The organism is Caballeronia grimmiae (genome assembly GCF_000698555.1).
Taxonomy (GTDB): Bacteria; Pseudomonadota; Gammaproteobacteria; order Burkholderiales; family Burkholderiaceae; genus Caballeronia; species Caballeronia grimmiae.
The window spans coordinates 1-10,830 of the sequence record NZ_JFHE01000056.1 but is presented as its reverse complement, the minus strand read 5'-3'; the positions used below and the strand labels follow the sequence as shown (position 1 = coordinate 10,830).

Annotated in this window: 10 protein-coding genes; 5 read left to right on the top strand and 5 right to left on the bottom strand. The window is 65.4% G+C overall.

The annotated features are described in order from the left end of the window. Positions 1-9: 9 nt before the first annotated feature. Complete coding sequence (locus BG57_RS28445) at positions 10-1,245, top strand: SfnB family sulfur acquisition oxidoreductase (protein ID WP_035970259.1); 1,236 nt, start codon at positions 10-12, stop codon at positions 1,243-1,245. Between the two features lie 18 nt (positions 1,246-1,263). Here BG57_RS28445 and BG57_RS28440 read toward each other — a convergent pair whose 3' ends face one another. Genes BG57_RS28440 through BG57_RS28425 form a run of 4 tightly spaced genes read right to left on the bottom strand, consistent with a single transcriptional unit; the run spans position 1,264 to position 5,586 of the window. Beyond that, positions 1,264-2,913 carry a rhodanese-like domain-containing protein gene (locus tag BG57_RS28440; RefSeq protein ID WP_035970258.1) on the bottom strand — a complete coding sequence of 550 codons (1,650 nt, stop codon included), beginning with the start codon at positions 2,911-2,913 and terminating at the stop codon, positions 1,264-1,266. 8 nt (positions 2,914-2,921) lie between these two features. Further along, positions 2,922-4,112, bottom strand: a complete 1,191-nt coding sequence (metC, locus tag BG57_RS28435) for a cystathionine beta-lyase (RefSeq protein ID WP_035970257.1) — start codon at positions 4,110-4,112, stop codon at positions 2,922-2,924. Then, positions 4,112-4,672, bottom strand: a complete 561-nt coding sequence (locus BG57_RS28430) for a cysteine dioxygenase family protein (RefSeq protein ID WP_229753949.1) — start codon at positions 4,670-4,672, stop codon at positions 4,112-4,114. Before BG57_RS28430 ends, metC begins: the two co-directional genes overlap by 1 nt. 50 nt (positions 4,673-4,722) lie before the next feature. Continuing rightward, the gene (locus BG57_RS28425; protein ID WP_371875857.1) at positions 4,723-5,586 is read right to left on the bottom strand and encodes an amino acid ABC transporter ATP-binding protein; all 864 of its coding nucleotides are present in this window, start codon (positions 5,584-5,586) and stop codon (positions 4,723-4,725) included. Positions 5,587-5,841: 255 nt separating this feature from the next. On the opposite strand from BG57_RS28425, the gene BG57_RS28420 reads away from it, so the two are divergent. The 4 genes from BG57_RS28420 to BG57_RS28405 are packed head-to-tail and all read left to right on the top strand — an operon-like array spanning position 5,842 to position 9,915. Next, positions 5,842-6,699, top strand: a complete 858-nt coding sequence (locus tag BG57_RS28420) for a transporter substrate-binding domain-containing protein (protein ID WP_035970277.1) — start codon at positions 5,842-5,844, stop codon at positions 6,697-6,699. Next, a complete protein-coding gene (locus BG57_RS28415; protein WP_035970255.1) occupies positions 6,696-7,436 on the top strand; it encodes an ABC transporter permease subunit in 741 nt (246 codons plus the stop codon). The genes BG57_RS28420 and BG57_RS28415 overlap by 4 nt, the downstream gene beginning before the upstream one ends. Continuing rightward, positions 7,423-8,217, top strand: coding sequence for an amino acid ABC transporter permease (locus tag BG57_RS28410; RefSeq protein ID WP_035970254.1), 795 nt, complete (start codon positions 7,423-7,425; stop codon positions 8,215-8,217). Before BG57_RS28415 ends, BG57_RS28410 begins: the two co-directional genes overlap by 14 nt. Before the next feature lie 45 nt (positions 8,218-8,262). Further along, entirely contained in the window at positions 8,263-9,915 is a 1,653-nt protein-coding gene (locus BG57_RS28405) for an ABC transporter substrate-binding protein (protein WP_035970253.1), read from the top strand. A 534-nt stretch (positions 9,916-10,449) separates the two neighbouring features. On the opposite strand, the gene BG57_RS28400 is transcribed toward BG57_RS28405, so the two are convergent. After that, positions 10,450-10,830 (bottom strand): IS3 family transposase (locus BG57_RS28400; RefSeq protein ID WP_152562733.1); only part of this gene is annotated, 381 nt, incomplete at its 5' end.

Genomic DNA, 10,830 nt, shown 5'->3' with positions numbered 1-10,830 from the left:
GGACATCGCGTGAATCATCCATCACCAGCAGCGGTGGCTTCGGTCATCCGGTCCGATACCGAAGCCGTCGAAGCGGGGCGGCGTCTTGCGCGCCTGTTCGAAGCGGATGCATCGCGGCGCGATCGCGAACGCCGGCTGCCCTACGCCGAAATCGACGCGTTCACCGCGTCCGGCTTGTGGGGGATCAGCGTGCCGCGCGCATTCGGCGGCGCGGATCTGCCGCTTCGCGCCATCGTGGATGTCTTCGAGATCGTCTCGGCGGCGGACCCGTCGCTCGGGCAGATTCCGCAAAACCATTTCGCGACGCTCGAGCGCCTCCGGCACGACGGCACGCCGAGCCAGCAGGACTTTTTCTTTTCGCGAGCGCTCGCCGGCGAGCGGTTCGGCAACGCGACCGCCGAACCGGGCGACCGTCTTCCGTCCGAGCACGAGACGCGGGTTCGGCGCGCCGGCGGCAAGTTTCTGCTTTCGGGGCGCAAGGTCTATTCGACCGGCGCGTTGTTCGCTCACTGGATACCGGTCGCCGCGCGCGACGACGACGGCTTGCCGGTGACCGCATTCGTCGCCCGGCACGCACGCGGCGTCGAGGTGATCGACGACTGGTCGGGTTTCGGCCAGCGCACCACGGCGAGCGGCCAGGTCCGCCTCGACGACGTGGAACTGGACGGCTTGCAGATCGTGGAACGGGGGAGGCGCGAAGGGATCGATGCGGCCAACGCGGTTTCACAACTGATTCACGCGGCGATCGACCTGGGCATCGGACGCGGCGCGCTCGACGACACGCGACGCTTGCTGCGCACGCTTGCGCACCCGGCTCGCGGCAGCGGCGTGCAGCAGGCGAGCGCCGATCCGTACACGTTGCGCGACATCGGCGCGCTGACCGTCGATCTCCACGCGGCGCAAGCGCTGTCATGGCGCGCCGCCGACCTGATCGATGCCGCGCGCGCCGTCGATGCATCGCGCGCGGACGTCGCCGCCGCCATCGTCGCGACGGCCGAGGCGAAGATCCTGACGACGCGCTTCGCGCTCGACGCATCGAGCAAACTGTTCGAACTGGCCGGCACGCAATCGACGCTCGAAGCGCACAACCTGGATCGTCACTGGCGCAACGCGCGCACGCACACGCTGCACGACAGCGTGCGCTGGAAGTATCACGCGGTCGGGCAGTATGCGCTGAACGGGCTGTTGTGCGACCCGTTCACTTACGCGCATCCTTACTCGAATTTACGTTCGGACGCCGAATGATGCGGCGTCGCGATGAACTCAAAGGTCCGTGACGGCCGCTTCGCCGATCCGGAACGCCGCGAGTTCATCCGCCGCGCATTGGCCGATGAGACCCGTCTCCCATTCGAGATACGCCCGCGCCGCATCGAGATTGCCGTCGTGGCGGTCGTGCACGAAGAACAGGAAATCGATGCGATCGGCCTGCGCAAGCTCCACCGCGGCATGATCGACCGCGAACCCGGCGCGCTCCCATTCGCCGATGCCAGGCGCGGCCAGCGTCACGCGCGCATGGCCGGCTTCACGCAAGTCGCGCGCGACGAGCCGCGCTTGGGCCAGCGTAGCGTCGTCGGCGCTGAGGACGAGCGGCGTATCGCGATCGGCGCCGCGTGCGCGCAGCGTCTCGAAGACACGCGCGCGCGTCGTCCAGACGGAACCGGCGGGGCGCGACGTCTGATGCGCCTCGCTCGAACGCAGATCGAGCACCACGGCATGCGGATCGGGCGGCGCGTCGTCGGTGGTTTCGGTGGCTAACGGTATGTCCGGACGCTGCAACCCGCGCAAGCCTGACACGAATGCCGCGTCGACGGTCGCTGTCTCGTAGCCCGCTTGCACGAGCCAGTGCGCGACCACCGGCGCGCGGATGCCGTCGTGGTCCACGAGCAGAATGCGCGCATGACGCACGCCCACGCGTTGATCCGTCGCCTGGACGAGCTGGCCGCCCGGCGCGTGGCGCGCGAACGCGAAACCGTCGCGGGCGTGCTCTTCGGCGGTGCGCACATCGAACAGGTAGGTCGTGCGCGACGGGTCGTCGAGCCACGCTCGCGCGCTGGCTTCATCGAGTGCCGCCACGCCGAATCGCTCGGCCAGCGCCTGTGCGCGCGCACGCGCGGTGTCGCGTTCGGCTGTGGTCAGCGGCGGAAGATCGGCGTAGCTGCGCGTGCTGCCGTGTTCCAGCGCGAAGCCCTCGAGCGCCCATCCCTGCGTGCCGTTCTCGAGGGCGAAGACCTCGCGGCGGATGCCCAGATTGCGCAGCGTCTGCGCCCCGATGATGCTGCGCGTGCGTCCGGCGCAATGAACGACGATGGTGGTGTCGGGCTGTCCGGCGAACGCGTCGACGTAGGCCGGCAATTCGCCGTTCGGCACGCACACCGCGCCCGGAACGGCCATCTTGCGATGCTCCTCGCGGGTGCGGCCGTCGATCACGGTGAGCGGGCATCCGCCGGGTTCGGCGCGCCACCGGTTCAATCGCGATGCGCTCACGTGCGGCGTGTCGTAAGCCTGCTCGACGAGTTCGCCGAAGGTCTTCGACGGCACGTTGACGCCGCGAAAGAGCGTATAGCCCGCGCGTTGCCAGGCGGGCGCGCCGCCTTCGAGGATCGTGAGATCGTCGTAGCCGAGTTCGTGCAGGCGCGCGGCCGCGCGCCACGCGACAGGCGCGTGATCGATCCCGTCGCCTGCGGGCTGTGCGCCGTCATCGAGCAGAACGATACGCACGCTCTTTCGCGGCAGCAGTGGCGGCGCGTCGAGTTCGAGGCGGCTGAACGGCAGCGGGATCGCGAAGAACGGATGGCCCTCGCCGAACTGGCCGGCTTCCCTTACGTCGAGCAGGGCGAGTTCGCGGCCATCGTTGAGCCAGGCGCGCAGCGTGGGTGCGTCGATGGTGCGGAAGGAGTCGATGCGAAAGGGCATGGATCGGGTCAGGTGCAAGTGAGACGAAACGCGCGACGAAGGTCGTCGATGAGATCGGCAGCGTCTTCGAGGCCGACATGCAGGCGCACGACGGGCGCGTCGCCGGAAAAGTAGCTATGCGGGCGAAGGCGCGATGGGGGCGCCAGTAGCGCGAGACTTTCATAACCGCCCCACGATGCGCCGAGCGAAAACAGCTGCAGCGAATCGATGAACCGGCCCGCCCGCGCAATATCGCCATCCTCGAAGGCGAACGACACGAGGCCGTTCGCGCCGGAGAAGTCGCGTCGCCAGAGCGCATGGCCGGGATCGTCCGGCAGCGCCGGATGAAACACGCGGGCGACCGCGCGCTCCTGCTGCAGGAATTGCGCGACCTCCAGTGCGTTCTGCGCGTGGCGGGCGAGCCGCACGCCGAGCGTGCGGATGCCGCGCAGCGCGAGATAGGCATCGTCCGCGCCGACGGCGAGGCCGAGCGCCTCGTGCGTATCGCGAAAACGCAGCGCGAGCCCGGGATCATTGGTGCTGATTGCGCCTTGCATGAGATCCGAGTGGCCGCCGATGTACTTGGTCGATGCCTGCACGGACACGTGCGCGCCATGCGCGAGCGGTTGATGCAGCCACCCGGCGCTCCACGTGTTGTCGGCGGCGAGAATGAGTCCGTGTTGCTCGGCGAACGCGCCCAGCGCGGGCAGGTCGGCGATCTCGTACAGAAACGAACCGGGCGATTCGACGTATACGAGACGCGTGTCCGGACGCAGCGCATGCGCCGGCACGCCGTCTTTCGCGGCGAAGTAGGTCACGTCGATCCCGAGCCGCGCGAGCAGCGGTTCGAGCCGCTCGCGCACGGGGCCATAGACGCTGTCCTGAATCAGCGCATGTTCGCCGGGGGAGAGCAGCGACAGGAACGCGAGCGTGATCGCCGCCATGCCCGATGGCGCGAGCAGCGTATGATCCGCGCCTTCGAGTTCGCCGATCGCCGCTTCCAGCGCGCGATGCGTCGCGGTTCCGTGACGGCCGTAGGTCGCGACATTCTCGCCGTCGTGCCGCAGCCGATGCAGCCGTTCGTAGTCCGCGCCGGAAGCAAAGCGCACCGTGCTCGTGCGCACGACCGGGACATTGACCGGGGCAGCGCCGCTATCGTCGAATGCGCCGAGACCCGCGTGCAGCAGGCGCGTCGACAAGGCGTGAGCGCGCGCGGTCATCAGCCGACCGCCTGAGTCTGCCGATGCAGATGCGTCGCGTTGTAGCGCACGATGCGCCCGTCCTCGAAACCCAGCCGCCCTGAAAGCGTTTCCAGCGGGCGTCCGTACAGATGAAAGTGCAGCGTCGGCGCTTCGCCCGTCACGTGGATGCTGTGGATATCGTCGGGCAGGAAGGCGATCGGCGTACCCGGCTGGACCAGCACTTCATGGTCGGGTTCGAGCGTCGCGCGATCGTCGTCGCTGCGGTCGTCGGTGCGGCGATAGACGCGGTTCAACTCGCTGCCCTCCACCGCGACGATCACGGCCCAGGTGTCGTGGTTATGCGGAATCGTCGTCTTGCCCGGCAGAAGGGAATTCACATACAACGCGATGCCGTCGGCGCCGGGATTGAGACGATAACGCGTGGACGTGTCCCCGCTCGCGGGGTCCGGCGGAGGAAAGTCCGCGCGCGAAAAAAGCGCGGGGCGGGCGGCGAGCGCCTGCAATGCGTCGGCGATCTTCGCGAGCGCGTCGCGCGTGAGTCCATCGCGTTCGAGAATGGCCGCGCTGGAAGCGATCAAGGCATCGACGTGTTCCGTTCGTTCGCTGGCGAGGGAGTGGACAGGATCGGTCACGATGAAGTGGAGACGAGAGAAAGGGAAGACGCGCCGGATGAGCGCGAGCGCGTGCGTCGCACCCGGCCCGAGGCGCCGTCGAGAAAGCGCCGCGTGCGTTCGTCGCGCGGCGCATGGAAAAGTTGTTGGGGCGAGCCTTCCTCGACGACGACCCCGCCTTCGGTGAACACCACGCGGTCGCTGATGTCCTCGGCAAAGCGCATTTCGTGCGTGACGAGCACGCAGGTGAGGCCGTCGTCGACGAGCTGACCGATGACATTGAGCACTTCGCCGACGGTCTGAGGATCGAGCGCGGAGGTCACTTCGTCGAAGAGAATGAGTTCGGGCTGCATGGCGAGCGCCCGCGCAATGGCGACGCGCTGTTGCTGTCCGCCCGAAAGCTCGCCGGGATAGGCGTGCGCCTTGTCGGCGAGTTTCACCTTTGCGAGCAGCGCATGCGCCGCATGCTCTGCCTCGGCGCGGCTGATCCCGAGCACCCGCACCGGTGCGATGACCAGATTCTCCAGCGCCGTCAGATGCGGAAAGAGGTTGTATTGCTGAAAGACGAAGCCGATGCGCTTGCGCAACGCGATGCGCTCTTCGTCCTTCGTGAGCGCCGTCACGTCGATGCCGTCGACACGGACTTCGCCGCGCTGAGGCGCGGTCAGCCCGTTGATGCAGCGCAGGATGGTGGACTTGCCCGACCCCGACGGCCCGATGATCGACACAGCCTGATTGCGGCGCACGTCGAGATCGATGCCGCGCAGCACGGCTGTCTCGCCATAGGACAAGTGGACATCGCGCAAGCGGACGGACACATGAGGCGCGGAGTCCGCTTCGGCATCGGCCGGGGCGGCGCGGCCATCGATGAGCGTCATCATGCGACGCGCAAGGTCACGGAGCAGGGAATACGCGTCATGCCTTCGCCTCTCGATCGGAGCATTGGGAACGAGCCATTCTAGGAATGGAGCGGCGCATTTCGAACCAAGCATTCGTCACAACCATATATGCGCGGACGACGGCGCGCGGCGTGTTTTGCATCGCGCATGCTTTGCATAGCAAAACAGATTGGTTTTCAGCGGCACAGGGCTCGCCTACGCTAGCGTTCCTCCAAACACATGAATATCGAGGCGCCGATGCGATTCACGGTCAGGGCTTTTAGAGCGGTGCGGCGTGCGATGACGGCGAGCTCACTGGTTGCCGCGGGCATCGGCGCGGCTCACGCCGATGCGACGCTCGACAAGATCAATGCGCGCCACGAACTCGTCGTCGGTGTGATGATCACGGGCGGCCCCTTCGGCTCCATCGATCCGGCCACGCAGAAGCTGCGCGGCATCAACGTGGATATCGCGCAGGAACTGGCGAAGCGTCTGAACGTCGATGTGCAACTGGTGTCGGTGCAGCCTTCGACGCGCGTGCAGTTCCTGCAGCAGGGCAAGGTGGATATTCTCGTGGCGAACATGGAGTACACCGAGCAGCGCAACGAGATTCTCGATCATGTGCCGACGCCTTACTACCAGGTCGGCGGCACGGCCATCACGTCATCGACGAGCGGCATCACGCGCTGGGAAGACTTGCGCGGCAAGCAGGTCTGCATCTCGCAGGGCAGCAGCTATATCAAGCCGGTCATCGAGCGTTTCGGCGCTGTTCCGCGCGCGTTTCCGAGCGCGGCGGAGTCGCTGCTCGCATTGAAGGGCGGCAATTGCGTGGCGGCCGTTCATGACGCGGCGCCGCTGCTGTATCCGCTCGTCGCGCGCGATCCGGAATGGCGCGGCTATCGCACGCTGCAGCCGGAGCTGATTCCGTCGCCATCGGTCATCTGGGCGCGGCAGGGCGAGAAGGATACGGTCGCGAAGCTCGATCCCATCGTGCGGGACTGGCATCGCACGGGCTGGCTCATCGGCGTGGAGGCCAAAAACGGCCTGACGCCGCCGTCGCCCGCGCTCGCCGAGTGGCACGCGAAATATGCGTCGAGCACCGTATCGTCGAAATGAGCGTGCATGAGCTGATCGAACGGGTCGCGCGGGCGGGCTTCGATTACCGCTTCCTGTTCGACCACTACGACCGCACTTCGTACATCGAAGGGATGGCGATGAGCGCAGGCATCGTCGCCTGCACGTTGGCGGGGAGCGCGCTGGCCGGCGTCGTCCTGCTCGGCGGACTGCGCTCGCGATACGCGCTCGTCGCAGGCGCGACGCGCGGCGTGATCGAGCTCACGCGCAACACGCCCGCCATCGTTCAGCTTTACTGCGCGTTCCTCGTGCTCAACACGCTCATTACCCAGCAGCTTCAGGCGCATGGCGCGCGCAATCCGCTCGCGCCGTTCTTCTGGGTCGTGCTCGTGCTGTCGGTCAACAAGGGCGCGTTCCATGCGGAAGCCCTGCGCGCGGGCTTCGAAGCCGTGCCGCGCGAAACGCTCGACGGCGCGCAATCGCTCGGCTTTTCGCGTTCCGCGCGGTTCTGGAGCATCGAGTTGCCGCTGGCCTTCAGGACGGCGCTGCCGGCGCTCACCAATAACGCCGTGGAGCTCGTGAAGGCATCGGCGATTGCGTCGGCGATCGCGGTCGGCGACATCACCTATCAGTCGATCATGATCTGGACCCAGCGCGACAACGTGCTCGCGCTGATGCTCCTGATCCTCGCGTTCTTCTATGCGTTGACCGCGCTCGTGACCGTGGCGGGCCGATGGATCGAACGGCGGCTCGCGGTGCCCGGTTATGGCCAGCACTAGCCCGGCGGTGTCCACCGCCCGGACCGGCAGCTATGCGGCGGCGACCATCGCGGTCGCGGGCGCCGTACTGTGGCTTCTCGCGCCGCGCGACATCGAACCCGCGCATCTGCTCGCGCTGTTCGCGCAGTGGCTGCCCGCGCTGCTGCGCGGGTTCGCAGTGAATGTATCGATGAGCGCCGGAGCCCTTGCGCTCGGAACGGTGATCGGCTTGCTGATCGGCGCATCGGCGGCGAGGCAGGGCGTGGCCGGGCGGCTTGCGCGGCTGTGGGTGCAGGCGTTCCGCAATGCGCCGTGGCTCGTGCTGATCTTCTTCACCACGTATGCGTTGCCGTTCGAATTCCGCATCGGCGGACACGGCGTGCCGTTTCCAGACTGGCTGAAGGTGATCGCCGCGCTCGCCTTGCCCGCGAGCGCCAACGTGGCCGAAGTGTTCCGGGGCGCGGTGCAGTCGATTCCGGGAACGCAATGGGATGCCGCCGGATCGCTCGCAATGTCGCGCAGGCAGATTCTGTGGTGGATCGTGTTGCCGCAATGCGTGCGCCGGATGTTGCCGCCGTGGATGAACGTTTATTCGATCATCACGATGGGCACGGCGCTGTCTTCGCTCGTCGGCATTCACGACGTTCTGGATACCGCGCGGATCGCGAGCACGACGGTCGCGCACTCGAGCTTTACCGTGCTCATGTACATGGCCGCGCTCGCGTTGTTCTTTCTCTATTGCTATCCGGTCGGCCTGCTGACGCGTGCGCTGGAACGGCGCTGGTCCGGGTCGGCGCGCTGATGTTCTCCCGGCATCGCCGGCCCTATCTCATTCAACACTTCGCACATGACTTTCGATTCGCCCCGCATCACCCGACGTCAGATCCTGCAATTGCTCCTGGCCAGCTCGGGCGCCGGCGCGCTGTCTTCTGCCGGCGCGGCGCAGGCGCTCGCGGCGCTGCCCGGCTCCGTGATCCGCGGCGGCACGCTCGTCGCCAACGTCGCGCCGGAACCGGGCGGTCTCGTTGCGGGGATCAACATATCGAGCCCGGCGGTCGTGATCTCGGCCAGCATCTTCGACGGCCTTGTGACCTACGACAACGAATATCGCCCGCAGCCGCAGCTCGCGGAATCGTGGCAGACATCGCCCGACGGCAAGTCGGTCACCTTCAACCTGCGCAAGAATGTCAGGTGGCATGACGGCACGCCGTTCACTTCTGCGGACGTGCAGTATTCGATCCTCAACGTTGTCAAGAAGACGCATCCGCGCGGCGCTTCGAACCTCGCCAAGGTAATCGGCGTCGACACACCCGATCCGCATACGGTCGTCTTCCGGCTCAGCGGTCCGTCGCCTGTGTTGTGGGCGGTGCTCTTCGGCACCGAGACGCAGATCGTGCCGAAGCACTTGTACGACGGCACTGATCCGTTGACGAATCCGTACAACGTCAAGCCGGTCGGCACGGGCGCTTTCGTCTTCAAGGAATGGGTGCGCGGCAGTCATGTGACGCTTCAGCGCAACCCCGATTACTGGGACAAGGGACACTCAGGAAAGGACAACAAGCCTTACCTCGACCAGATCGTCTTCAAGATGATCCCCGACAGCGCGGCCCGCGCCGTGGCGCTCGAGACCGGTGAGATCGCTTTTGCGGCAAACAACCCGGTGCCGGAGAGCGATGTCGCGCGCCTTCGCAAGAATCCGCGGCTCGCGCTCGACACGGTGGGCTGGCAGGCCCCTGCGCCGATGTTTTTCTTCGACTTCAACTACAAGCGCAAGACTTTCGACGACATTCGCGTGCGCAAGGCCTTCGCGCATGCAATCGACCGTGCCGCGATGGCGCGCATCGTGTGGTTCGGACTCGCGGATGTCGCGCAAAGCTGCGTGCCGAGCTATCAGAAGCAGTTCTTCAAGCCAGGGCTGCCGCAATACGCGTTCGACCCGAAGGAGGCCGAACGCTTGCTCGACGATGCAGGCCTTAAGCGCGGGCCGGACGGCGTGCGGCTGCGCATCGATCACGTCACCGAAGTGTCCTACGGACAGGTGTACCTGCGGGCCGCCGAGATGATGCGCCAGCAGCTCAGAAACGTCGGCGTGGAAATGACGCTCGTCAATCTCGATCTGCCGAGCGTCATTCGCAAGCTCTATACGGAGCGCAACTTCGATACCGCGTCGATGTGGTATTCGGCGTATCCGGATCCGCAGATAGGCGTGACGCGGCGTTTCTGGAGCAAGAACATCAAGCAGGGCGTGCCGTCGAGCAATGCGTCGAGTTATTCGAATCCGCAGATGGACAAGATCATCGAAGGCATTCAGGAGGAGGGCGATGTAGCGAAACGGAAGGTGCTCATCGACCAGTTGCAGCAATTCGTGCAAACGGAAGTGCCATCGATCAATCTGCTCGAGCTCAAGTTCTTCGGCTTTTATTCCAGCAAGATCGCAGGGCTGCGCAAAGGTCCGATGCTCTTCTATTCGACGCTGGCGGATGCGTGGTTGCAAGGTTAGGCGTCAAACAGGTTTATCGCGTTACTGTGGCGCGCGCCGCGTTGACCTGCGGACTGAACGCCTATCCGGGCGTCGGCGAACTTGAGCGCATTGAAATACGTCGCTCTCGGCAGTCGATGGATCGACGCAGAGTCGCATTGAAACGTCGGCAGGCTGGGTGAGCGACCACTGTGAACGGAACCGGCGAAGCAAGGCAGGGCGGCACTGCTCCTATTCGGCCATTGCGGAAGTCCCTCGGTCACGGTCGCGAGGGCTGCTCCAGGAACTTGAAGAGCCATCGCCAAGACGAGACGAACCGCGCGACGCCCACTCCATGACTGCCGTCTGCTAATCGGGTCGGCTCAACGGATGGCTCCGAGCTAGCGATAAGACCAATGGCAAGGCACCACCATCTTCCCGGATGCAGCGCGAATATCGGATAGCGGGTGGGACGCTGTGACCGTGAGCAACCGAGGATGAGTTGCTTGAGTGTGACGACGAGATAGACCCGACCAAAATGAGATAGGCAAGATTGTAGTTAGGCGGCGCCTGATCTTACCCACGAACCGTGGACACTCTGACTTGAGCAACGGTTAATGTTTTGAAGGGCAGCGGCGCTTGGTAGCCAATCGTCGAATGACGCCGCTGGCGGTTATGGAACACCTCCATGTACTCGAACAGACTGGCATGCGCCTGCTCACGAGTTCTGTAGTCGCAGTGCACGACCAGCTCCGTTTTCAGGGTATGGAAGAAGCTCTCCATCGGAGCATTGTCCCAGCAGTTGCACTTACGACTCATGCTTTGGCGAATCGAATGTCGGCTGAGCAATGCCCTGTAGTCGACAGCTGAGTAGGTTGTTCCTTGGTCCGAATGCAGGATGGCCGGGACGGCTCCGCGCTTGTCGATTGCCATGTTCAGCGCATCTACCGCAAGCCG

Bases quoted from the DNA above. Each gene is read 5' to 3' on its own strand.
- BG57_RS28425 (WP_371875857.1), bottom strand. From the start codon at position 5,586: ATGATGACGCTCATCGATGGCCGCGCCGCCCCGGCCGATGCCGAAGCG.
- BG57_RS28420 (WP_035970277.1), top strand. From the start codon at position 5,842: ATGCGATTCACGGTCAGGGCTTTTAGAGCGGTGCGGCGTGCGATGACG.
- BG57_RS28405 (WP_035970253.1), top strand. From the start codon at position 8,263: ATGACTTTCGATTCGCCCCGCATCACCCGACGTCAGATCCTGCAATTG.
- BG57_RS28440 (WP_035970258.1), bottom strand. From the start codon at position 2,913: ATGCCCTTTCGCATCGACTCCTTCCGCACCATCGACGCACCCACGCTG.
- BG57_RS28415 (WP_035970255.1), top strand. From the start codon at position 6,696: ATGAGCGTGCATGAGCTGATCGAACGGGTCGCGCGGGCGGGCTTCGAT.
- BG57_RS28410 (WP_035970254.1), top strand. From the start codon at position 7,423: ATGGCCAGCACTAGCCCGGCGGTGTCCACCGCCCGGACCGGCAGCTAT.
- metC (WP_035970257.1), bottom strand. From the start codon at position 4,112: ATGACCGCGCGCGCTCACGCCTTGTCGACGCGCCTGCTGCACGCGGGT.